The sequence below is a fragment of the Parabacteroides caeci genome (genome assembly GCF_023656795.1).
Lineage (GTDB): Bacteria > Bacteroidota > Bacteroidia > Bacteroidales > Tannerellaceae > Parabacteroides > Parabacteroides segnis.
Genome location: NZ_JAMOKT010000084.1, coordinates 1 through 24,430, shown reverse-complemented (window position 1 = coordinate 24,430; position 24,430 = coordinate 1). Strand labels below are relative to the sequence as shown.

The 24,430-nt window shown below is 43.7% G+C and carries 14 protein-coding genes; 10 read left to right on the top strand and 4 right to left on the bottom strand.

Annotation, left to right across the window (positions count from 1 at the left end; translation table 11 throughout):
- Nucleotides 1–13: 13 nt before the first annotated feature.
- Nucleotides 14–1,588, top strand: coding sequence for a fimbrillin family protein (locus tag NBH15_RS26265; protein WP_250823983.1), 1,575 nt, complete (start codon nucleotides 14–16; stop codon nucleotides 1,586–1,588).
- A 22-nt stretch (nucleotides 1,589–1,610) separates the two neighbouring features.
- Nucleotides 1,611–3,332: a fimbrillin family protein gene (locus NBH15_RS26260; protein WP_250823982.1), complete on the top strand. Its 1,722-nt coding sequence runs from the start codon at nucleotides 1,611–1,613 to the stop codon at nucleotides 3,330–3,332.
- A 966-nt stretch (nucleotides 3,333–4,298) separates the two neighbouring features.
- On the opposite strand, the gene miaB is transcribed toward NBH15_RS26260, so the two are convergent.
- The gene (gene miaB, locus NBH15_RS26255; protein ID WP_250823981.1) at nucleotides 4,299–5,669 is read right to left on the bottom strand and encodes a tRNA (N6-isopentenyl adenosine(37)-C2)-methylthiotransferase MiaB; all 1,371 of its coding nucleotides are present in this window, start codon (nucleotides 5,667–5,669) and stop codon (nucleotides 4,299–4,301) included.
- A gap of 251 nt (nucleotides 5,670–5,920) precedes the next feature.
- Between miaB and NBH15_RS26250 the strand changes: the two genes are divergently transcribed.
- Together NBH15_RS26250 and NBH15_RS26245 are read left to right on the top strand one after the other, a co-directional pair.
- The gene (locus NBH15_RS26250; protein WP_186959454.1) at nucleotides 5,921–6,346 is read left to right on the top strand and encodes a hypothetical protein; all 426 of its coding nucleotides are present in this window, start codon (nucleotides 5,921–5,923) and stop codon (nucleotides 6,344–6,346) included.
- A 79-nt stretch (nucleotides 6,347–6,425) separates the two neighbouring features.
- On the top strand, nucleotides 6,426–7,922 hold the full coding sequence (locus NBH15_RS26245; RefSeq protein ID WP_250823980.1) for a butyryl-CoA:acetate CoA transferase: 1,497 nt from the start codon (nucleotides 6,426–6,428) through the stop codon (nucleotides 7,920–7,922).
- 210 nt (nucleotides 7,923–8,132) lie between these two features.
- Here the strand turns inward: NBH15_RS26245 and NBH15_RS26240 are convergent, their stop codons facing one another.
- Both NBH15_RS26240 and NBH15_RS26235 read right to left on the bottom strand, forming a co-directional pair.
- Nucleotides 8,133–9,260: an AAA family ATPase gene (locus NBH15_RS26240; protein WP_250823979.1), complete on the bottom strand. Its 1,128-nt coding sequence runs from the start codon at nucleotides 9,258–9,260 to the stop codon at nucleotides 8,133–8,135.
- Between the two features lie 73 nt (nucleotides 9,261–9,333).
- Nucleotides 9,334–9,987: an RNA polymerase sigma factor gene (locus NBH15_RS26235; RefSeq protein WP_250823978.1), complete on the bottom strand. Its 654-nt coding sequence runs from the start codon at nucleotides 9,985–9,987 to the stop codon at nucleotides 9,334–9,336.
- A gap of 346 nt (nucleotides 9,988–10,333) precedes the next feature.
- Here NBH15_RS26235 and NBH15_RS26230 point away from each other — a divergent pair, with 346 nt between their 5' ends.
- The 6 genes from NBH15_RS26230 to NBH15_RS26205 all read left to right on the top strand — a co-directional run bounded on the left by NBH15_RS26230 (nucleotide 10,334) and on the right by NBH15_RS26205 (nucleotide 21,449).
- The gene (locus NBH15_RS26230) at nucleotides 10,334–11,575 is read left to right on the top strand and encodes a FecR family protein (protein ID WP_250823977.1); all 1,242 of its coding nucleotides are present in this window, start codon (nucleotides 10,334–10,336) and stop codon (nucleotides 11,573–11,575) included.
- Nucleotides 11,576–11,703: 128 nt separating this feature from the next.
- Nucleotides 11,704–15,090, top strand: coding sequence for a TonB-dependent receptor (locus tag NBH15_RS26225; RefSeq protein ID WP_250823976.1), 3,387 nt, complete (start codon nucleotides 11,704–11,706; stop codon nucleotides 15,088–15,090).
- A 21-nt stretch (nucleotides 15,091–15,111) separates the two neighbouring features.
- Nucleotides 15,112–17,025, top strand: a complete 1,914-nt coding sequence (locus NBH15_RS26220; RefSeq protein ID WP_250823975.1) for a RagB/SusD family nutrient uptake outer membrane protein — start codon at nucleotides 15,112–15,114, stop codon at nucleotides 17,023–17,025.
- Between the two features lie 33 nt (nucleotides 17,026–17,058).
- Nucleotides 17,059–18,249 (top strand): DUF5000 domain-containing lipoprotein, encoded by a 1,191-nt coding sequence (locus NBH15_RS26215; RefSeq protein ID WP_250823974.1) that lies wholly within the window; start codon nucleotides 17,059–17,061, stop codon nucleotides 18,247–18,249.
- A 12-nt stretch (nucleotides 18,250–18,261) separates the two neighbouring features.
- On the top strand, nucleotides 18,262–19,422 hold the full coding sequence (locus NBH15_RS26210; RefSeq protein ID WP_250823973.1) for a DUF4998 domain-containing protein: 1,161 nt from the start codon (nucleotides 18,262–18,264) through the stop codon (nucleotides 19,420–19,422).
- A 251-nt stretch (nucleotides 19,423–19,673) separates the two neighbouring features.
- On the top strand, nucleotides 19,674–21,449 hold the full coding sequence (locus tag NBH15_RS26205; RefSeq protein ID WP_250823972.1) for a glycoside hydrolase family 97 protein: 1,776 nt from the start codon (nucleotides 19,674–19,676) through the stop codon (nucleotides 21,447–21,449).
- Nucleotides 21,450–21,771: 322 nt separating this feature from the next.
- On the opposite strand, the gene NBH15_RS26200 is transcribed toward NBH15_RS26205, so the two are convergent.
- A complete protein-coding gene (locus NBH15_RS26200; protein WP_250823971.1) occupies nucleotides 21,772–24,231 on the bottom strand; it encodes a DEAD/DEAH box helicase in 2,460 nt (819 codons plus the stop codon).
- Nucleotides 24,232–24,430 lie beyond the last annotated feature (199 nt).

Here is a 24,430-nt window from a genome sequence, read left to right as displayed (position 1 = left end):
AGAATAAAGAATTATGAGACATAGATTATTTATCCCCGCAGCCACCGCACTGCTGTTCGCCCTCGCCGCCTGCACACAGGACGAACTTGCTGGCGATAACCGTCTGCCCGAAGGTGAATACCCCGTACTCATCCGTGCCACCGGACTGTCCGTAGAGGCAACGCCGCAGGCAGCCCCTTCCACCCGGGCCACCGTGGACGGCGATTGGCAGGGTGTCACTTCCGTGGCACTCAAGTTGGGTGATGCGGTAAAGGAATACACCGTAACGGCTTCTACCGATTTCAAGAGTGCCACGCTTTCACGTGAGAACGACCCGCACTACTGGACCAGCCGCGACCCGATTACCGTATCGGCATGGTGGCCCTTCGACAATGCCGACATCACACAGATGCCTGCCGTGAAGGTGGCCGAAGACCAAAGCAAATTGGCTGACTTTCAGAACAGCGACTTCATCTCTGCTGAGAACCGGAAGGTGGAATTTAACAACCCGACTCTTGAATTTACCCACCGCACGGCACGCGTGGCAATCGAACTGAAGCCCGGCACGGGATTCACAAGCGTGGACGGTGCCACGGTGAGCCTCGTGAGCCTGTCCGCCGATAACGGCAACCCGACCGCCATCAAGACTTACAACGCAAGCGGCAACACCTACGAGGCACTGACCGCCCCGCAGACCGTTGCGGCAGGCAAGCAGTTCATCCGGGTGGAACTCGGCGGCGGCACCTTCTACTTCTGCCCGCAGAACAACGTCGTATTAGAAGCGGGTAGCCGCTATATCTACACCGTCAAGGTGAACGCCACCGGCTTGACGTTAGAGGGTTGCACTATCGGTGAATGGGCTGACGGCGGCGGCGAGAGCGGCACAGCCGAGGATTTGGGCTACATCTACGACAGCAACACCAAGACCTACACGGTCTATAACGCCGACGGCCTGCTGGCATGGAACGAAGCCTCACAAAAAGATGAATCGATAAATTGCACCCTCGCCGCTGACATCGACCTGACGGGTAAGGAATGGACACGGTCAGGCATATTTACATTCTACTCCGGCGTCTTTAATGGGCAGGGACACCGCATTACAGGATTTAACTCTTCAGCAATGAATAATACTGGATTTTTGGGTTCACTCTTAAGTGAACGTGGAGTGATAAAGAACCTACAACTCATAGATGTGAATCTGTATGGCAGTAGTGGAAATACTGCTGGAATAGTGGGCCGAAATCATGGCCAAATCATTGCCTGCTCTGTGACGGGAAAAATTTCTGCATCATATGGTGGAACTTGTGGTATAGCCGAATCAAATTATGGCGATATCATCGCTTGCTGGTTCGACGGTACATTGAAAGAGTCTAACAATGGAGCTATAGTGCGTTATAACTACGCTGATATAACTTCCTGTTATTGGGGAGGCAATGCCGGGCAAGGAGTATTCCGTATTGAAGGAGGAACGGTAGATGCCACGAAGGTGGACGGCGCGACCGTGAAATGGCAGACAGCCGTCGACGGCATGAACACCGCCCTCACCGCTGGCGACTACCAGTGGATACTCGGCACCGACGGTCTGCCCGTATTACAAAAGAGACAATAACGAACCCTAAACGACACGCATCATGAAACGAGCAACCATCCATACATCCGCAGCCATCGCCCTGCTGCTCGGCCTTGCCGCCTGCACGCAGGACGAACTTGCCGACGATAACCGTCTGCCCGAAGGAGAATACCCCGTAGTCATCCGTGCCACCGGACTGTCCGTAGAGGCAACGCCGCAGGCAGCCCCATCAACCCGTGCCTCCGTGGACGGCGACTGGCAGGGCGTCACTTCCGTGGCACTCAAGATTGGCGATGCGGTAAAGGAATACACCGTAACGGCTTCTACCGATTTCAAGAGTGCCACGCTTTCACGCGAGAACGACCCGTACTACTGGACCAGCCGCGACCCGATTACCGTATCGGCATGGTGGCCCTTCAACAATGCCGACATCACACAGATGCCTGCCGTGAAGGTAAAAGCCAACCAAAGTACCCAGAAAGACTTTGAGGGCAGCGACCTCATCGTAGCCGACGGGCAGACGGTGACCTACGGTAGCCCCACACTTCGCTTCACCCACCGCACGGCGCGAGTGACCATCGTCCTGACGGACTACACCGAGGGGCTGGCATCCGTGCAGCTGACGGGTCTCTCCACCGAAGGCGACAACCCGGATATAATCGTCCCGTATGACAAGGGCAGCAACACCTACACCGCCCTCGTCGCCCCGCAAAGTGTGGCAGCTGGCACGACCTTCATTACCAGCACCTTCACCAACGGCAAGGTCTTCGTCTATAAGATGAAGAATGCTACCGACTGGCAGGCGGGCGGTGAATATACCTACACCGTCTCCCTCGCTGCGGCAAAAGACCTGGGCTATACCATAGAGAGCAACGGCAGCTACACCGTGACCTCCGCCGATGGCCTGATGAATGTAGCCGAATTAGTGAACGGAGGTAAGACCGATATTAACATTACCCTCGACAAAAACATTGACCTCACGGGCAAAGGCTGGACGCCGATAGGCACAAGCTTCAAAAACTCATACACGGGCACCTTTGACGGCGGCGGCCATACCATCACGGGGCTGACCGTTACGACAAATGACAAATATGCGGGTCTGTTCGGCTATATCGGTAATGCCGGTACGGTGAAGAACGTGGTGATGGAGGGCGTACTGATAACAAGCAATAACGGGTCGAGCCAGGCTGGCGGCGTGGCAGGATTTAGCCGGGGCACTATTGAAAACTGCTCGGTGTCGGGCAGCGTCAGCGGCACGGTGTACGTCGGCGGTGTGGTGGGTGCTCAATGGGGCGGTTCCATCACCGGATGCAGTTCATCTGCCACAGTGAAGGGAATGGTCGATGTCGGCGGCGTGGCAGGTCAGACGAATTCGAATGCCACCATGACCGCTTGCTATGCCACGGGCAACGTGACCTTAGAAATAGCCTCCCAAAATAATATCGATGTCGGCGGTGCGGTGGGATTCAACGGAGGAAGCCGCATCCTTGCCTGCTATGCCACGGGCAACGTAACCAGTACAGGTAGTAGCACCGTCAATGTGTATATCGGCGGCTTTTGTGGATATAACTCCACCACCGTGACCGCCTGCTATTGGAAGAACAATCAGGAACAAGGCATCGGCTACAAAAAGGTAGGCACCGCCCCCGAAGCCACGAAGGTGGACGGCTCTGTCGTTACCTGGCAGAAAGCCGTTGATGCCATGAACACCGCCTTGCAGAACGCAGGCTCAGAGTGGCGTTACGAACTTAACGGAGCATTGCCTACCTTGAGGAAGCAGTAAACGTCGGGCGGAAAAAGTTCCGCCCGCAACGGAAAGAACCGAAGTATAACCCCAATAAAGAAAGGAGGACGTGATGGAACACACGGTGTAATACTAGTGTCATTGCAGATATAAATTTTAGCCCTTCCTATTCTTATGCGCAGTCAAGAACAGGTCGGTGGTCTATTGGTCTTAATTATAGAGGCCTTGAAATTTATACCATTCATTGCCAATCCGGATGTGGTGCTATAGATATAAATAAATTGGTATCATCCGCAAATCACCCATTTATTATTGGTGGGGACATGAATGTGACTCCAAGCGAATTATCAGAATATTTAAGAATAATGACCACAGGTACCAGGAGTAGGCCGGGAAATAGTGCTAATTTTGCTTGTTGTGGTATGCCAACACATATTTCAGGTCGAGAATTAGATTATTTCCTTATCGATAGCAGATTACAGCTAATAACATGTGTACAAAGATATCATATGAAGGGTGGGGATCACTATCCTGTGATATTGGAGATTTAGTTAACCAATTATATTTTTCATCAACAGAATGATAAACATTTACTTCAGGTAAACACCGATTACCACAACTCAAACTAAGTAATAATACTGAATCTGGTTTTAAACTGGTTTTAAAGAAGTATAGATAAGTTCATTATTAAATTTTCCATCTACCAATAAATCGCTTTCAGAACAACTTATACTAAAAATAAGTGTTACAATTCCTAATACTTTTCTCATACTCATAACTATTAAATATTAAAATTAACAATAATATAATTCTATCTGCGATTTGCATAACAACGTCAGTAACTGTTATTAATAAAACTAGAATACAATGCCCTACTCCTCTATTTTAACAATACAAACGTTCTTTATTAACTTTTTTACATACAAAAAAAATATAGACTGCATATTATCAGTAACGCACCGACAATATATAGCCTATATTAAGACTTTAGGACACAAAATCTTATCAGTCTATCGTTTCACCAAATAACGTTGCTGAAGACGCACGGTTGATCCGTACTTTCACAAACTGACCGACTTTATAATTCTTCTTATCGAAAATAACCACCTTGTTCTGGCTGGTACGACCAAATAACTGCTCACGCGAACGTTTGGAAAATCCTTCGATCAGCACTTCAAACTCTTTACCGATATCACGCTGGTTGCTTTCCTCGGATAACTGATTCTGCAAATCGATCATACCCTGTAAACGACGTACTTTCTCTTCTTCCGAAACGGTGTCCGGGAGATGTTTGGCGGCATAGGTTCCGGGACGTTCCGAATATTTGAACAGGAAAGCGGCATCATACCTCACTTCACGCATCAGCGAAAGTGTTTCCTGATAGTCTTCTTCCGTCTCCGAATGGAAACCACAGAACAGATCGGTAGCAATAGATGCTTCCGGCACGATGCGACGGATAGCAGCGATACGGTCCAGATACCATTCACGGGTATATTTACGGTTCATCACTTTCAAAATCTTCGAACTGCCGGATTGGGCAGGAAGATGGATATACTTACATATATTATTATGGGCGGCAATCACACGAAGCGTATCGTCGCTCATATCTTTCGGATGGGAGGTCACAAAACGGATACGCATATTCGGAGCTTCCAGCGCAACCCGCTCGAGTAACATCGGGAATGTTACGGTTTCACCATCTTTTTCAAAAGCATACGAGTTGACATTCTGCCCCAGCAGGGTGGCTTCTTTAAAACCTTTATCGCGCATATCCCGGATCTCACTCAGGATACTTTCCACATCCCGGCTACGTTCCCGGCCACGGGTATAGGGCACGATGCAATAGGTACAGAAATTATTACATCCGCGCATGATCGACACAAAACCGGAGATATGCACGCCACCCAGCTTCAGCGGCATTACATCTTTGTAGGTCTCCTGTGTGGAAAGTTCCACATTGATCGCCTTTTCCCCATGCTCGACAGCTCCGACCAGATTCGGCAGATCCATATAAGAATCCGGCCCGACCACGAGGTCTGCATGATGCACATTGATCAAGTCTTCTTTCACCCGTTCGGCCATACATCCCAGTACGCCGACGATCAGCGATTTCTTTTTGCGTTTCAGCGACTGGAAATACTGTAGTCGCCCGTAAACCTTCTGTTCCGCATTATCACGCACAGAACAGGTATTTACGAAGACAGCATCAGCGTCTTCAATCTTGTCAGTCAGGGTGTATCCGTCCATTTTCATAATGGAGGCGACCACCTCGCTGTCCGCTACATTCATCTGGCACCCGTAGGTCTCGATGAACAATTTTTTCTCCTCATTTCCGGCTGTAGATTTTAAGTCTACGCCATTTTCCTGATTCGTCATTTCGTTCTTGTTAATAAAATTTAAAATCTTGTATTCTATAAAAATAAACCTCCAAAGGTTTGCACAGTTCAATTCCGAGCACTATATTTGCATACGAAAAACGTAAATTTTTTCATAGTTAAGGTTTTGGTTAAATCGAATAAGGGTGGCTGTGAAGTTACCCTTATTTACTTTTATACCCTTTATAATTCTTACCTCTTTCACTATTCAATAATTCTTCGTACATTTGGAGTGCAAAAATAATCAAAGTTATGGATAACGTAGGCGATTGGATCTATATTGTTTTTCTGATAGTTGCAGCGATAAGCGGTTTATTCAGTTCAAAAAACAAAAAAAAGCGCCCGACACAAGTCCTCGGACAGCCCGGACACGATACATACCCGGAGGAAAATACCTCTTCGGGAAAAGGTTTTTGGGAAATTCTGGAGGAGGCAACTACCCCTCAAAAGCCGGAAGCACCAACTGCACCGATCCATAAAAAGAAAAAAAAGACACCTGCCTCAAAACCATTTTTATCCACCGAGCAGGAAATCCAAAAGTCAAAAGTCAGTTCATCCCAACCTATGAACTTCCCCATCGAAGAGGAACATTCCATGCTGGAAGATATAGAGTTCAATAACGCCGAAGAGTTAAGAAAAGCTGTTATTTATTCAGAAATACTCAACCGCAAGTACTGATCTATATTCTTTTTTAATACCTTTGCAGCCGTTTAGCTGACTAACAAGTATTTATCTAATATAAAAACAGTATAATATCATGGCTTTAAAATTCATTACAGCTGAAGAAGCTGCTTCGTTCGTACATCACGACGATAACGTAGGATTCAGTGGTTTTACCCCTGCCGGATGTCCGAAAGTTGTTCCGGGAGCCATTGCTAAAAAAGCGATGGAGGAACATGAAAAAGGTAATCCTTTCCAGATCGGTATGTTTACCGGTGCTTCTACCGGAGACAAGCTGGACGGTGAACTGGCTCGTGCCAATGCAATCAAATTCCGTACTCCATACCAATCAAATAAGGATCTGCGCGCTTTGCTGAATTCTCACGGGGCACAATATTTCGATATGCACCTGTCTGAACTGGCACAAGACCTGCGTTACGGTTTCCTGGGAAAAATCGACGTTGCCATCGTTGAAGCTGCTGATGTAACCGAAGATGGTGAAATCGTTCCGACGAGCGGTGTAGGTATCCTTCCGACTATCTGCCGGATGGCTGACCGCATCATCATTGAATTGAACAGCCGCCACCCGAAGGAAATACGCGGTATGCATGATATTTATGAACCGGCTGATCCTCCTTACCGTCGTGAAATCCCTATTTATACTCCTTCCGACCGTATCGGTACTCCTTATGTGAAGGTTGATCCGGCTAAGATCGTCGGTATCGTTAAGACAGAAGAGCCGAACGAAGGCGGTAAATTCTCTCCGCTGGACGATGTCACAATGGCAATCGGTAAAAATGTTGCCGACTTCTTGGTAAGTGAAATCGAAGCCAGCCGTCTGCCGAAAGAATTCGTTCCGTTACAGAGTGGTGTAGGTAATGTTGCCAACGCTGTTTTGGGTTGCATGGGAGCCAACAAAAATATCCCTGCGTTCAATGTATATACTGAAGTTATCCAAGATGCGGTAATCAGCCTGATGAAAGAAGGCCGCGTTAAATTTGCCAGTGGTTGCTCATTATCTGTAAGTAATGAAGTAATTCGCGAAATCTATGCTAATCTTGATTTCTTCAAGGATAAAATCCTTCTTCGTCCGCAGGAAATTTCCAACAATCCGGAAGTTGCCCGCCGCTTAGGCCTGATCGCTATCAACACAGCATTGGAAGCTGACATCTTCGGAAATATCAATTCTACTCATGTATCAGGAACAAGAATGATGAACGGTATCGGTGGTTCGGGCGACTTTACCCGTTCAGCGATGTTGTCTATCTTCACTACTCCTTCTACAGCGAAAGAGGGAAAGATCAGCGCTTTCGTTCCGATGGTATCTCACCTGGATCACAGCGAACACTCAGTGAAGATCATCATCACCGAATACGGTGTAGCCGACCTGCGCGGTAAATCTCCGATCGAACGTGCCAACTGTATCATCGACAATTGCGTTCACCCGGATTACAAACCTCTGTTAAGAGAATATCTGGCAATGGGCGTAAAAGGCCATACCCCGCAAAACCTGAAATGCTGCTTCGCATTCCACGAAGAACTGGCTGCTAGCGGCGATATGCACAATGTAGACTGGAGCAAGTATAATAAGTAATTGCGACTTTTTATATCATATGAAGTCCCGAAGTGCCAAAACACTTCGGGACTTTTTTGTTCAAATCGATGAGAGACTCAAATCTCGTTTAAAACGAGTAAAAATTCGTTTTAAACAAGGTTACAGTCCGCTTTAAATGAAAAAAATCTTGTTTTAAACGAAGTTACTGCCCGTTTTAAACGAGTTTTTAAAGATTGTAACTCCAATATATTACATACGTCTCAGCCACAAAGAGAAGAAACGGTCATAAACCATATAAAAAGCCCCTTCTTTGGTTACAAAATCCTTTTCCAACAGGCCTTTTAAAGCAGATTGAACCGAACTGCTCGACGGTAAACTATATTTATGGATAAATTTCCCGGAAGTCAATGCAGTCGCTTTTCCCTCCTTACAAATTGCAATCAGCAACTCTTTTTGCTTTTCCGGTAACTGATAGAGCAATTCCGAATAGGTAAACGAATAAGAATCCAGGATAAAATGTACGGCTTGTTCAATCATCTCCTTATTACAAACCTCACCGGGGGAAGTTACAGCAAAAAGGATATTCAATATTTTCTGAAGATACCAGGTAATTCCTTCAAAACGATCATACAAAGAAGCTACAACCTCCTCATCTATATCCTTTTGAGCCATTCTGAAATGATGCCGGGCAAATTCGATATATTTTTGCTTATCAATAGCTGCCAAATGAAGAATCGACACACTCTGATAAAAAGGACGGGCCGGGCTGATAAACATTTCTCCCATCAGATGACGCTGAGAACCGGCAAACACAAAGCGGGCATTAGGACAATGCTGAATATAGGTACGGAGCAATGCTTCCGTATCCTTTTCCGGATATTGAGCGACTTGCTGAAACTCATCGATAGCAACAATACAAGGTTTGTCTGACAAGGAAAGATAATGAAATATCTCATCCAGCGTCGTCTCCGGTGATTTGACATCTCCCAACTCTATATTCCATTGAGGCATACCGGACATATCAAAGGTAAATCCAGCCTTCAACGATGTCAGACTATTAATGAACAATTCCCACGTCTTCCGTCCCTTAGGCTTTAAAGCAGCAAGAATAGCTTTTCCCAATTGAAAAACAAACTCGCGGAGTGTCTTCGTTGCATAGATGTCAATAAGAAAAGTATAATAATGATCTTTCACCTCTGCCAATTGAAAACAATGCTGAATCAATCCGGTCTTTCCCATACGGCGGGTAGAAATGATAGCCACATTATTCTCGTTCAACAGCCAGCGAAGCAACTCTTCCGTTTCCTTTTCACGGTCACAGAAATATTCGGGGGCAATATAGCTGCTTGTTACAAATGGATTATTTATCAGAAACATACAATTATCTTTTTACGCAAAGATAATTATTATCTTATAATAATTATCTTTGCGTAACCAATCTTTTGGGGGATCAGTTCATCAAAAAGAATAAGCAGGCCAATAATAACTCTTTATCATTCATCCCTAAATGAGTTCTTCGCATCTCTATTTGTGACTTTTCAGGTAAAGCCATATAAATCTTTCTCAAATGTTCCATAGAGCGTTGAATCAGATTTTGGACCGATTGATAGTTCATATCCATTAAACCTGCTATTTCCTGAATAGACAGATTCTCCATATAACGATAATATATAACCTCTTTCTGCCTGGAAGTCAAAGAATTCAACAACAAACACACTTCCTTCTTCAATGAAGCTTCCTCTTCATTTTCAATATACATATCTTCCACCGAATATACAGGAGAGAAAAAGGTAAAATTTTCTTCCACTTCACAAAACTCTTTCTTATTCCTTAAAATTCCATACATTTCGTTCTTCACTGCACGGAGTAGATAAAACTTTAAATTATCAGTCAGAACGGAAGTCCGATTATTATAAAGTCTCAGAAAAATATCATGGATAGCATCTTTCACTAATTCTGCATCATCTATGAAACAAGATCCATAAGCAAACATTCCGTCCGCATACATATTATAGATTTCAGCAAAAGCAGATGAATCCCCCTGTAAGAAATTCATCCAAACCAATTCTGAAATGTTATCCGGCATTTGAACATCCTGTTGCATTTTGTTCTAATATCTTTAAGTCATCGCAAAGATATAAAATTTGTTTATTGTATAGGGCAACCACACCAAAAATAGTCCCAAACCGACGATCCCTGTCGGTAGATTTTAACAATGCCCATTCTAAGGTCGTTACAATGCCCATCCAAACAACCTTAGAATGGGCATTGTAACGACCTTAGAATGGGCATTGACAGAATGACTGTTTCAAGTGGCTATACTCACAAGTAAGGCAACCGAAAAAACGTCCTATAACAATGTTGTAGAACATGCTTGTTTTTCTCATTTTAATACAACAAAGTGAGTATAAATTAAACGTTCATACATTTATAAAATAAATAAACTGAATATGGAGAAGAAAAACTATAGTCCCTATAAAGCAGAAGACTTCATCCTGGACGACTACTTCATCCGGTCGTTCTATCACCCTACGGTCGAAAGCCGCAGGTATTGGGAGCAATTGCTGGTAAAGAAGGAGATTTCAGCCCAAGAGTATCATCTCGCCATTCAGTACCTGAAAATGGTAACTGTCAAAAAGAAAAAAATGACAGTCATAGAGAAGGCACAACTGAAAAACCGAATCAGCCGTGACATCCCGTTCCAAACAAATGCACACAATAAAGGGAAAACAAATAGAAAAAGGCTTATCCTTTTTGCTGCTGCCACAGTAGCTATCATTGTGATGAGCGCAATTACCTTTTCCATTCTGCAAACAGACCAAGATACGTTGACAGCTTTCGTTCAATCGAGCGAACCAACAACATCTGATAAAATCGAATTGATCTTGTCTAACGATGAGCGTGTAGCTTTGCACGAAAACGAAGTATCCATCGCATATGCCCAAAGCGGTGAAGTAACGGTCAATAATAAAAAAATCTCACAGGAAGAGATAAAAGAGGCTGATAACACATCCCCTCAAACTCAACATCAAGAGAAAAAGACTGAATACAACCAGTTGATCGTCCCGTTCGGCAAACGCACTACGCTAACCCTGGCAGACAATACCTGTATCTTGGTAAATGCCGGTACACGAGTCGTATACCCAACCACATTCGACCAAGAGAAACGTGAAATATTTGTAGACGGCGAAATTTTCCTGGATGTCACCCCCAATCCCTCTTGCCCGTTTCATGTAAAAACGCCGGATATGCAAATTGTAGTCACAGGGACCTCTTTTAATATAACTGCTTATAAAAACGATCTGGAAAAATCCGTCGTATTAGTTGAAGGTTGTGTCAAAATAAAGAACAAAGGATCTATAAAAGAAACAGTCCTGACCCCCAATGACCGATATTCTCTTTTAAACGGAAAAACATCCGTCAGCCAAGTAGATGTGTCCGATTACATCTCTTGGAAAGATGGGCTATACATATTTAAAAATGAACCGTTAAAAAATATTCTGGCTAGAATATCACGATACTACGATATAAAAATACAAGTAGACGAAGCAGCTTCCGCACTTTCATGTTCTGGTAAACTTGACCTGAAAGATGATGTTCAAAGAGTCTTAAAGGCATTAACCATTACGGCGCCCATCTCATTAGAACAAAACGAAGACAATCTATATCTATTTAGTTATAAACCTCAATAATCAGAATGCCTATGGGAGATGTAATATAAGACAAAAATAAACAAAGAGAGTCGGATAACGGCTAATTACCCGACCCCTAGAAGATTTTAACTAACTTATTTCTAATCACTAAAATCATATACAAAGATATGACAAAGAATCGATATGTTATAAAACTTATTGTGTTTTTTATCGGAGTTCTCTTTTTTATTCCACCTGTTTATTGTAATTATGCACAAACAGCAAAAATATCATTATCCGCTAAAAACCAAACAATTGAGAGTGTTTTTAAGGACATCGAAAAACAAACAGAGTTTGTGTTTTTTTATTATGACGGGTTGCTCAATGCCAATCAAAGGATCAATATTAATGTAAAAGACCTAGATATTGAAACTGTATTGGCGCAGATCCTGAAAAATAGTGCTGTTTCGTATACCATTGATGACCGTCAAATCATATTACGCAAAAATAGCGAAAGCAGTGTGCCCGCACCCGGCGCTCAACAATCCAAAGATGATCTCACAATTACGGGTACGGTAAAAGATGAGGCCGGTGAACCATTGCCTGGTGTTAACATTATTGTCTTAGGTGGTACCCGTGGGGTTGCTACTGATTTGGATGGGACATTCACCATCTCTGTAAAAAAGACAGACAAATTGGTATTCTCCTATTTGGGCATGGAAGATCAAACGGTTGCCGTCAGTGGTAAAAAGACATTGAATGTTATCATGAAAGAGAAAACAGACGAATTGGAAGAGGTTACAATCGTTGCGTTCGGTAAACAAAAAAAGGAATCTTTGATCGGTTCTATCTCCACGGTAAAACCAGCCGAACTAAAAGTGCCTTCCAGCAATCTGACAACAGCCTTGGCCGGACGCGTTGCCGGTATGATCTCCTACCAGCGTAGTGGTGAACCGGGCTTGGACAATGCCGACTTCTTTATCCGTGGTGTCACGACATTCGGATATAAGGTAGACCCTTTAATCTTGGTGGATAATATGGAGGTTACCACAACCGACTTGGCACGCTTGAATGTTGATGATATTGCCAGTTTCTCCATCATGAAGGATGCTACGGCTACCGCCTTGTATGGTGCACGTGGTGCAAATGGGGTAATTTTAATCACAACGAAACAAGGGACGGAAGGGAAAGCCAAATTGAATATTCGCTATGAAACTCGTTTATCTACTCCGACCCGGAATGTAGAATTGGCAGACCCTATTACCTACATGAAGTTACACAATGAGGCCGTACTCACCCGTAACCCATTGGGTATGCAGCCATATACGCAAGACAAAATTGCCAAAACAGCCGCAGGGGTTGACCCTTATTTATACCCGGCGACCAATTGGAAGGATGAGTTGATGAAAAATTATGCCATCAACCACCGCGTGAACCTGAATATATCGGGAGGAGGAAAAGTCGCCCGATATTATGTGGCAGGAAATTTGTCGCAGGATAATGGAAACTTAAAGGTTCCTAAAATGAACGATTTCAACAACAACATCAAATTGAAAACCTCTGCTTTACGTGCTAATGTCAACATCAATGTGACCAAGACAACCGAACTGATCGCACGTGTCGCCGGTACATTCGATGATTATTCAGGACCATTGGCTGGAGGTACAGATGTCTACAACAGCATCATGCATACCAATCCGGTACTTTTCCCACCGTACTACCAACCAGGCGAAAACGAAAAGCATGTCAAGCACATCCTATTTGGTAACTATGGCGAGGGAAATTATATCAACCCGTATGCTGACATGGTGAAGGGATATAAAAACTATTCCCGCTCCAATATGTATGCCCAATTTGAATTAAAACAAGATTTGAAATTCATAACCGAAGGACTTTCTTTCAGAGGATTACTAAATACAACCCGAAATTCCTATTTTGATGTTACCCGGAAGTACAATCCTTTTTACTACCAAGCGACAGGTATTGACGAAATTACCGGTGACTATCAGTTGGAGTTGTTGAATGAAGAAAAAGGTACGGAATATTTGGATTATACTGAAGGGAAGAAAACAGTTAGCTCCATATTCTATCTAGAAGCCGCATTGAACTATTCACACACATTCGCCGACAAGCACGATGTTGGCGGGTTGTTAGTATACACCATGCGCGACCAGTTAAATGGGAACGCCGGTTCACTGAATGAATCGCTAGCAGCCCGTAATATCGGATTCTCAGGAAGAGCGACCTATGGATATGACAAACGATACATGGTAGAATTCAACTTCGGTTACAATGGTTCTGAACGTTTCTCCAAAAACCACCGTTTCGGTTTCTTTCCATCCGCAGGTTTGGCTTGGACTATTTCCAATGAAAGCTTCTTTGAACCCTTGAGAGACAAGATCACGAATTTAAAACTGCGTGGTAGCTATGGTTTAGTAGGTAATGATGCCATCGGCTCCTCTTCCGAACGTTTCTTTTATCTATCAGAAATGAATATGAACGATAGCAACCGTGGTGCCACTTTTGGTGTGGATAATGCATACGGAAAAAACGGTATCAGCATCAGTAATTATTCCAATACAGATATCACGTGGGAAGTCTCTTACAAAACCAACTTGGCATTGGAACTGGAATTGTTTAAAAAGCTCAATGTAGTGGCTGAAGTCTTCAACGATAAAAGAACGAACATCTTGATGAGCCGTTCGTTTATCCCGACCACTATGGGGCTTTCTGCACCCATCAAAGCCAACGTTGGTGAAGCCAAAGGTAACGGTGTCGACCTTTCAATGGATTACAGCCATGTAATTAACAAGGACCTATGGTTGCAGGCTCGTGGAAACTTCACCTATGCGACCAGCGAATATGTAATCTACGAAGAACCGGATTACGATGAAAAATACTTGTCTAAAGTAGGATATAGCCTAGGACAGCAATGGGGATATATTGCAGATCGCCTATTCCTGGATGATGAAGAAGTACGAAATTCGCCGGTACAAAACTTTGGTGAATACGGAGGTGGTGACATCAAATACCATGACACCAATGGAGACGGCAAGATCACCGAATTGGACAAAGTACCTATCGGCTATCCGACCACCCCTGAAATTATTTATGGATTCGGTGCTTCCATGGGCTGGAAAGATTTCGATTTCTCGTTTTTCTTCCAAGGTTCTGCCCGCTCTTCATTCTGGATCGATGCGGAAAAGACAGCTCCTTTCCAAGGAGAGACTCAGTTATTGAAAGTATATGCCGACAACCATTGGTCGGAAGAAAACCGGAATATTTATGCGTTGTGGCCACGCCTTAGCCCAACCATAAACAAAAACAATAGCCAACAAAGCACATGGTTTATGCAAGACGGTTCGTTCTTACGATTGAAACAGGTGGAAATCGGATATACCCTTCCTCGACATTTGTCACATAAAATGCACCTAGGTAACTTGAGATTCTATCTGTCTGGTTCCAATTTGCTGACTTTTAGTAAATTCAAACTATGGGATGTAGAAATGGCCGGGAACGGATTGGGATATCCTATCCAAATGAATTTGTGTGCCGGTGTCAATTTATCTTTCTAATTCTATAAAACAATAATACAGATGAAAAAAGCAAAAGTTTTTATATATGCGGCATTAGCCTCATTATCAGTAACGCTTAATTCGTGTTTAGACAATTACTTGGATATTGTCCCTGATAATATTGCCACCGTTGACAATGCGTTTACCATGCGGGTAACCGCCGAACGGTTCCTGTTTACCTGCTATTCGTATTTACCGAATGATGCCAGTTTCTATGATTCTCCCAGCTTGATGACAGGCGACGAATTTTGGGCAGTCTATGACGGTGCAGAAAGTTACAGTGGAAATGCCATGAAAATCACTCGAGGGTTACAAGGCATTACGGATCCTTTTTTGAATTACTGGGATGGATCCGGTAGCGCCAAACCATTGTTTCGTGCCATCCGCGAATGTAACATTTTCTTGGAAAATGTAGACAAAGTACCGGATATAGACGAATTGGAAAGAGACAACTGGACAGGGGAAGCTCTGTTCCTAAAGGCTTACTACCATTTCTTATTGTTACGGATGTATGGCCCGATTCCTATTACGGATACCAACCTGCCAATCTCCGCAACCGTGGATGAGGTAAAAGTACATCGTGATTTGGTTGACGATTGTTTTGAGTATATCGTGAATACCATTGACAAGTCTATTGATAAATTACCCGAGACAATTACTGATGAAACCACCCAAAAAGGACGTGTAGACAAATGTGTAGCCAAGTCCATCAAAGCACAAGTGTTGCTCTATGCTGCCAGTCCGCTTTTTAACGGTAATAACGATTACGTCAATTTCTTGAACAAAGAAGGGGTGCCCTATTTCAATCAAACATTCGACAAGGGGAAATGGCAAAAAGCCGCAACTGCATGTAAAGAAGCAATCCAAATTTGCGAAGCCAATGGATTTGTTTTGCACCGCTATGTTCCGTCAGCCACCTCCAATTATTCCCCCAGCACTATCAATCAGTTAAATTATCGTGAGGCTTTAACCGAACGCACAAACAGGGAACTGATTTGGGGGAATGTGAAAGCCCAATTCGGTGGAGGCAGGCAAGAACAAGCCCATTGCTTGGCGCGCGGAATCGTCTCCAATACAGGAGGTACGACCGGTAATATATCGGCCACATTGAAAATGGCAGAAATGTTTTACACCGACAATGGAGTACCTTTAGATGAAGACAAGACCAGAGACTATTCCAAACGATATGACTTGCGAATAGTCAAACCAGAGGAAAGCCTTAATCTGATCAATGGTTATCTCACAGTGGATATGCACTTCGACCGCGAAGATCGTTTCTATGGTGCGTTAGGTTTTGATGGCGGTAAATTGTTTGGGCAAGGAAAGACAAAAGAGAACGAGTTACTCAACATTAACATGCGTTACGGACAATCTGCCGGAATCCAACGAACCGACTTATATATTGTAACAGGCTATTTCCCCAAAAAATTAGTCAATTGGCAAACTATTCTTAACGCCGGCAGTACAACTGCCCGCTATTATGTGTGGCCTATTATACGTTTGGCGAACCTATACCTCATGTATGCGGAAGCCTTAAACGAAGCGGAAGGTCCTAACGATGAGTCGATCCGTATGCTAGATTTAATACGCGAACGAAGTGGCTTGAAAGGTGTCAAAGAGTCATGGAATCAATATTCCAAAAATCCGAACAAATACAAAAGTCAAGATGGATTACGTGAAATCATCCGTCAAGAACGAACCATCGAATTGATGTTTGAAGGACAACGTCCTTGGGATATACGTCGTTGGAAAACAGCTACCCAAGAGATGAATATGCCTGTTAAAGGTTGGAATGTGTTTGAAAAAACGGAAGAGTCTTATTATAAAGTAACAAACATCTACGACCTATCATTCTATAATAAGCACTATTTTTGGCCGCTTAAGGAACGGACATTACAGGTAAACCGCAATCTGGATCAAAACCCTGGTTGGTAAATGGTTCTATTGTTTAATTTTATTCAAGAAAAAATGAAAAATACAGTTTTATTTATATTTTGGAGCTTCTATATGCTCGTTTTGGGGACTGCCTGCTCTGAAACAGATCTCAACAGTCCTAAGGTGATAGGAAATAAGCCCGATCCTGTAACGGAATATGAAGTGGAGAGCCTGAATGGAGGAGCCAAAATCAACTTTAAAATGCCGGCATCAGACGATTTATTGTATGTGAAAGCAGAATACACCTTGGCATCCGGGCAAAAACGAGAGACTCGCTCTTCTTTGTACAAAAATTACCTGACAGTAGATGGTTTCGAAAAAGCAGGTCAATATGACATCACGCTTTATGCTGTGGCAAAAGGGGAAGTATTTTCTGATCCGACTACAGTTACAATCAATGCATTAACTCCTCCTTATTTGCTTACACGTGAATCTATCGGATTAATAGCTACTTTTGGTGGTGTGAATATCAGTTTCAAAAATGAAGCTAAAGCAGATCTTTCTATTCAACTGATTGAAAAAAACGAAAAAGGTGCATGGGTAGAAAAATATACACATTATACCAATGCCGAAAAATCTGATTTTTCAGTACGAGGGTATGAACCTGAAACACGGGAGTTCGGAGTTTGCGTGAAAGACCGGTTTGGTAATCTGTCCGATACATTATTCAAAGCCTGTACTCCTATATACGAAGAACTGATACCCAAAAATACTTGGCAAAAATTTTCGCTTCCTGATGACCAAAATGAATCTCATCCCGGTTACACACAATGGCGTTTCGAAAGAATGTGGGACAATTCACTGGGGGGAGACAACATGTTCCATACTGGAAATCTGTTACCTGTATGGCCTGCACCATTTACAATAGATTTAGGTCATGCAGTCAGCTTTAGTCGTATGAAATTATTCCAAAGACAAAGTTCGCTCTACGCCAGCAATAACGTAAGAATTTTTGAAGTTTACGGTTCTAATAATCCAAACTTAGACGGTTCTTGGGACAGCTGGACCCTAATGGGAAGTTTCGAAGTAATTAAACCGTCCGGCTCCAGTGGAACAACAGTTACCGGAGAAGACAAAACGGTTGCTCAAAACGGACATGACTTTGAATTTTCTCCCTTACTACCTTCCTTCCGATACATTCGTTTCCGGATTTTAGAATCATGGGGAAGGATGGAATCTATCGCAATTGCAGAAATAACCTTTTGGGGAAAAGTTGAAGATTAAAAATAGAATATTATGAAGAACATACTAAAATACATTTTTATAGCAGTTGTGAGTACTTCCTTGTACAGCTGTGATGGAATTGATGAGACTTACAAAGAATTTTTGAAAGATTCTGATAAGCTATACCCCGGTAGAGTAGATTCTGTGCAAACCTTTACCGGAAAAGAACGGATCAAATTTAAATTCTTATTAAGCTCAGATCCGAAAGTGACTCATATACGGATTTTTTGGAATGGGAAGCTGGATTCGCTCGAAACCCAAGTTTCCCCTCAGGAGATTGGAAACTACAAAGAGGTATTGATTCCATCCGTCCCGGAAGGCGATCATACTTTCTATCTCATTACATACGACCATAACAACACGCCTTCTGTCCCGACTGAAGTCTTTTCAAAAGTGTATGGCAAAAATTTCCAAAATAAGTTGAGTAACCGATACATTGTGTCTAGCAGTCATTTCGTAGGAAATGATGTCGAAATACAATGGGATACTCCCAATATGTCGTATGCTGATGTGAAAGTGAAGGTGAATTATGAGAACACAATAGGTCAACAGCAAAGCGTGACTGTCCCTATGGATGAAATGAATACGGTTTTGAAGGATTATAAAACAGGGAAAACCTTTTCATATCAGACCTATATTCGGCCGGATACTACCTGTATGGATGAATTTGAGACTGAACTAAAAGAAGGACAAACTGTATTTTCATATTATGATGCCTTGAAAAATAATCCGGGTTGGACAATCAAAGCAGTATCAGACGAAGATCCTAACCGGCCTGCAACCCGTTGTATAGATGGATGCACAGATGAGAAAGATACAGCAGGACAGATTTCTTATTGGCACACAGATGGACAAAATGGAAATTACCCACATTGGGTGGTTATCGACATGGGGCAACCTATCCCTGTGGAAGCTTTCTACTTTGTACAACGAACCATCAGTTATAACAACCAACTAAAAGACATTGAGATCTTCACCAATGAAACAGGAGATGACACACAACCTTGGGTTTCTTTGGGGACATTTACTTTAAGTCGAAAAGAGGGACGCCAAAATGTATGGCTTGATACTCCAAAAGAAATGCGCTATATAAAGATTATTTTCAAAAACGATTGGGGCAATTCGAAAAACCTGTCGTTAGTTGAATTTGGTGCATTACAGCAGTGGAAATAAAAACTTGCTAGCATAACTATCAAAGAGGCTATGTCAAAATTCTGTTCAAACTATTTCGAATCAAGCATAAGATAGCAGGATTGTGAATTTTGATATAGCCTTATTTATTTTAAAATGTAACATGAAACGAAATGCAATGAAAAAAATAGACATCTTATTATGTACCTTATTACAACCCTTATGGATTTGTGCACAAACGATGTTGCCATTGACAAGCCCTTCGGAAACATTGAAGGCGGATATCCTGGTGAATGAAAAGTCTGTACGGATTGCATTGTCCGACAAGGGGGGAGAAAGTCGTGGAAGCGAAAACATTACAGCTGGAGCTGAAAGAAAACATGTTAACCGGAAACTGGCAGGTAGCCGGTCAGACGAGGACTTCGGCCGACCAGACCTGGCAACCTGTTTACGGGGAACGTTCGCTGGTAACAAACCGGTATAACGAACTGGAACTTTTATTGCGCTCCGATCAGAACCAAAAAGAAATGACCCTGTTCGTCCGCTTGTACGATGAAGGGTTGGCTTTCCGTTATGCCTTCGATAAGCTGGATTTCTGGAATTGTACGCTGACTGCCGAAAATACGCAGTTCCTTTTCAGTCGCGATTGCGATACCTGGGTGACCGGTATGGCACAAGGTGCTTATTCTAAAACGAAACTGAGTGCGCTGAAAGGTGTAGGAGACCGTCCGCAGGTAATTCAGGTAAGCGACCGGAAGTTCGTGGCAATCGGCGAAGCTGCCTTGGTGGATTATTCCCGCATGAAGCTGGGCAAAAGTAATGAGGGGATTGGTGTGCAGTCTGTCTTGTCCGGTCATGTGAATCTCGATTTAGCCGGTTACCAGTCTCCCTGGCGTTATGTGATGGTGGCCGACCATCCCGGACAGTTGGTGCAGAACAATGATTTGGTGTTGAACCTGAACGAACCGAACCAGATTCAGAATACCAGCTGGATTAAACCGGGAGAAGTGCTCCGTGAGGTGACTTTAACCACTGCCGGCTCTTTTGCCGCCATCGACTTTGCCGCTGAAAATAATATCGCTTATGTCGAGTTCGATGCCGGCTGGTACGGTGCAGAAGAAGATACGCTTTCGGATGCCACAACTGTTACTGTCGACCCGGCGCGTTCCAAAGGACCGCTCGATTTGCCGAAAGTGATTGAATATGCCAACGCTAAAGACGTAGGGATCCTGGTCTATGTAAACAAAAAGGCCTTGCATAAACAGCTGGATGAAATCCTTCCGCTGTATAAAAAATGGGGAATCAAAGGTATCAAATTCGGTTTTGTAAATGTCGGCGACCAATATTCGACAGCCTGGCTGCATCAGGCAATCCGTAAAGCGGCCAAATATGAACTCATGGTCGATGTTCACGACGAATACCGTCCGACCGGTTATTCCCGTACCTATCCGAACCTGATTACGCAGGAAGGTATCCGCGGAGATGAGGAAAGTCCGAACTTGAATCAGGCGATTTATACGTTATACAACCGTATGATTTGCGGGGCAGGCGATTACACGAATTGTTTCTTTGCCGAACGTGTGACGGAAAAGATGGGCGGACGTGCGGCTCAATTGGCTAAACGTATTGCTATTTACAGTCCATGGCAGTTTATCTTCTGGTATGACCGTCCTTACAACGCTCCGTCCCGTGCCGGTGGTGCCGGTTCTGCTGAATCGGTGATTAAGACGGATGCTATAACTGACTTTTATTGTTCGATTCCTGTTGTATGGGATGATACCCGTTTCTATGAAGGCGATATGGATTCGTATGCAGTCGTTGCCCGCCGTTCTGCATCCGACTGGTATGTCAGCGTCCTGAATGCCGGCGATAAACGGCAGGTTACCATTCCGACAGATATGTTGAATACCGCCTTCAAGTATAAACTGATTTTATATTACCAACCAGGCAATAAAAAGGATGTTGTTTGCGTAAAAGAAATCAAATGGCAAGGACAGGGTACTTTGACATTGGATGTGGAAAGCGATAGCGGATGCGTATTGCATGTCTCGAAAGTTAATGTAAACTAATTAAAAAAAAGTCCTAAATGAGACGTATACTTTTAAGTTCCCTATTATTTATAAAATAAAAAGATACTCTGTGTGGTGAAAAGAACGAATTATAAAGTTCGGAAACTATTCAGCACACAGAGAATATATATATCATTTCGTAAAAGAAGAAACTCTTAACCGTTCATCCTCCATGACAGCCACTGCATAACGCTTTCCCAATACATGCTGAGAGTTTCTATCAAAATGCAACAAGTTACCAGTATGCGTAAGTCCATGAGAAGATACTACTTTTGAAATTAAAACAATACAATACTTTATCCCGAACTTGCATTAATTATTGTTATCCCTTACTGCTGTTTAACAATTTCCCGAAGAAATTGAATATCTGCATTACACTATCTTTATCCTTGACTGGTATTTTCAGATGGGTTTCTCCTGTTTGCTTGTCTTCTTCAAGCAAGGAGGCAACCAGTCGTTCGGTTTTTTCAGGTGAAGAGAGGGTGCTTGCCAAACCATTAAAAAAGTCGATACCCGAACGAATCAGGCGATCTGCCGGAAGGTCATCGGGAGCAGAGGGTTCTACGGTAGAAGAGCGGGGTATCGATATTTCATTCTGCGGCTCGAATGTTTCTGTATCCACAGCTTGCGGGTCACTTTCCATAGGAAAGGAGACAGGTTGCTCGATTTCGTCCATTTGGATGGAAGGGACTGTAGTTCCCTGTTCGCCGGTGACATTTTCGATAGTTTCCATCAACCGGTTAAATTTGCTGTCCTCCAGGAAAATGGAGTCGATACCGTCGTCAAGCACCCCTTCCGACATGCCCGATTTGAAACGGAGCGTGCTGAGCATCCGTTCTTCGATGGTCCCTGCCGAAACAAAGTTGATGACTGATACGTTCTTTTGCTGTCCTAACCGGTGGATACGGGCGATACGTTGTTCCAAGACTGCGGGATTCCAAGGTATATCGAGGTTGACGATCAACGAAGCCGATTGCAGGTTAAGCCCGGTACTTCCGGCATCGGTAGAAAGGAATACACGGATCGACGGGTCTTCATTGAAGCCCAAGATTAGCTCTTTGCGTTTCTCGGAAGGAATGCCGCCATGGAGGTTTTTGTATGGGATACCGGCTTTATCAAGTTCTTGGGCCACCAGACGGGTCATCCGTTCCCATTGGCTGAAGACGACAGCTTTTTCGTTGCCATTACCGACCAGTTCCCTGAGGATATTCATCAGTTCGTCTACTTTCGTGTCGTAACGGGTAGATTGGTCAAGGATGTAACTGCTATCGGCAACCATCCGCATTTGTCCAAGGTTGAGCAGCAGGCGTTTGCGGTCGTTTTCGTTGAGAAATCCTTGCCGACGCCATTTGGAGACAAGGCGGTTGACCGAGTACCGGAAGTCATCGTGCATCGCCATCTGTTCTTTGGTGACAGGCACAGTCAGAATCTTATCCATTCGTTCAGGTAATTGCAGCAGCACTTCTTTTTTGCGGCGACGTATCAGCGAGTCCGACAGCAGCTGCCCGATATGGTTCAGTCCTTTGAAACCTATCACTTTTCCTGTTTCCGGATCAGTTACCTGATAGTCGTTCAGGAATTTGTAATAAGGGCCGAGGCAGAAAGGGTCAATATATTGTACGATGGAGTAAAGTTCCTCCAGCTTGTTTTCGAGCGGAGTACCGGTCAGGACGGTGAGATAGTCCGACTCAATACGCTTCACGGCAATGGCAATCTGCGTCTTCCAGTTCTTTATTCGTTGCGCCTCGTCAAGTACAACCATGTCTGAGTGTATATGTTTTAATACTTTCAGATCGTTGGCAACGCTGTTGTAAGAAACGATTTTGTAGAATTCGTTCCCACGGTATTGTTCGCGGCGCTTCAAGTAGTGCCCTTCGATGACATGCACTGTGCTATCGGTGAATTTCTTTATTTCCGATTCCCATTGGTATTTGAGTGAGGTAGGACAGATAATAAGTACGGAACTGATGCCACATTGTTTTTTCAGCAGTTCGGCGGTACCGATAGCTTGGATTGTTTTACCGAGTCCCATCTCATCGGCAATAAGGCTACGTCCGGCACGGGCGGCAAAAAGGATACCTTTTTCTTGATACGGGAAAAGTTTGGTTTTCAGTAATCCGTCAAGATGTCCATCTGAGAATCGTTGGTCCAGCAGGGCTGTCCGCATTTGTTTTTCGCGGCATGAGATAACGAAAGCCAAGGCATCATCGTAGCATCTGAATGTATCATCGATAGCAGCGGCCTGCTGTAGGAAGCGTTCAAAACGGATGTATGTTTCCGGTTTTAACACACGCTCGTTGGTGAAGTATTGACCGGCAAGTAACACAAATTCATTTTGGTGATTGCTACCGATGCGTATCTTCACTTCTCGTTTTCCTTTATAAGAAAGATAGACGGAGGTGTAGGGCGGGATGTGTTCTTCTTTCAGCCATTTCTTTCCTTTAGCTGATTGTCCGAGTTTGAGTTTGACGGCTTCGATATGTTTGCAAGTTCCGAGCTGGTTGGTTTTGAAATCGGGACAGGAACAATAATTCCATTCGCTGTTTTCCCCACGGAAAGCCACTTTGTATTTTTGGTTACTTTGCGGGTTTATGACCTGAAAATCACCGTTCCAGGGCAGCGATGAATCGAAAGGTTCGATTAAGAAAATACTCTTCATGGCAAATTGTTTACGCAGGGCGATTTGCCATTCTTCCAAAGTCATACCTTCCGGTTTGCGATAATAAGAAACTTTCTTTTGTTTTTCGTCTACATCGTTACCTTTCGATGCCTGTTTTTTCATGATTACTGAATTTGAATAGTTGATTTGGAAACAAAGGTAAACATTTTATCGACAAAATGGCATAGAACTATTCAAGACCAGGGCGACCGCACCAAAATTCCTCTAAAAAGTTTATCATTGCAAAATGAATACCTCTAATTATTTTTCAGAAGTGACAGATCCTCGTGTAACAGGTCGCTGTCTACATTTGTTGTCAGAT

Coding starts and splice junctions, on each gene's coding strand:
- NBH15_RS26220 (WP_250823975.1), top strand. CDS start 15,112: ATGAAAAAAGCAAAAGTTTTTATATATGCGGCATTAGCCTCATTATCA.
- NBH15_RS26245 (WP_250823980.1), top strand. CDS start 6,426: ATGGCTTTAAAATTCATTACAGCTGAAGAAGCTGCTTCGTTCGTACAT.
- NBH15_RS26210 (WP_250823973.1), top strand. CDS start 18,262: ATGAAGAACATACTAAAATACATTTTTATAGCAGTTGTGAGTACTTCC.
- NBH15_RS26265 (WP_250823983.1), top strand. CDS start 14: ATGAGACATAGATTATTTATCCCCGCAGCCACCGCACTGCTGTTCGCC.
- NBH15_RS26240 (WP_250823979.1), bottom strand. CDS start 9,260: ATGTTTCTGATAAATAATCCATTTGTAACAAGCAGCTATATTGCCCCC.
- NBH15_RS26235 (WP_250823978.1), bottom strand. CDS start 9,987: ATGCAACAGGATGTTCAAATGCCGGATAACATTTCAGAATTGGTTTGG.
- miaB (WP_250823981.1), bottom strand. CDS start 5,669: ATGACGAATCAGGAAAATGGCGTAGACTTAAAATCTACAGCCGGAAAT.
- NBH15_RS26205 (WP_250823972.1), top strand. CDS start 19,674: ATGAAAAGTCTGTACGGATTGCATTGTCCGACAAGGGGGGAGAAAGTC.
- NBH15_RS26215 (WP_250823974.1), top strand. CDS start 17,059: ATGAAAAATACAGTTTTATTTATATTTTGGAGCTTCTATATGCTCGTT.
- NBH15_RS26260 (WP_250823982.1), top strand. CDS start 1,611: ATGAAACGAGCAACCATCCATACATCCGCAGCCATCGCCCTGCTGCTC.
- NBH15_RS26230 (WP_250823977.1), top strand. CDS start 10,334: ATGGAGAAGAAAAACTATAGTCCCTATAAAGCAGAAGACTTCATCCTG.
- NBH15_RS26200 (WP_250823971.1), bottom strand. CDS start 24,231: ATGAAAAAACAGGCATCGAAAGGTAACGATGTAGACGAAAAACAAAAG.
- NBH15_RS26225 (WP_250823976.1), top strand. CDS start 11,704: ATGACAAAGAATCGATATGTTATAAAACTTATTGTGTTTTTTATCGGA.
- NBH15_RS26250 (WP_186959454.1), top strand. CDS start 5,921: ATGGATAACGTAGGCGATTGGATCTATATTGTTTTTCTGATAGTTGCA.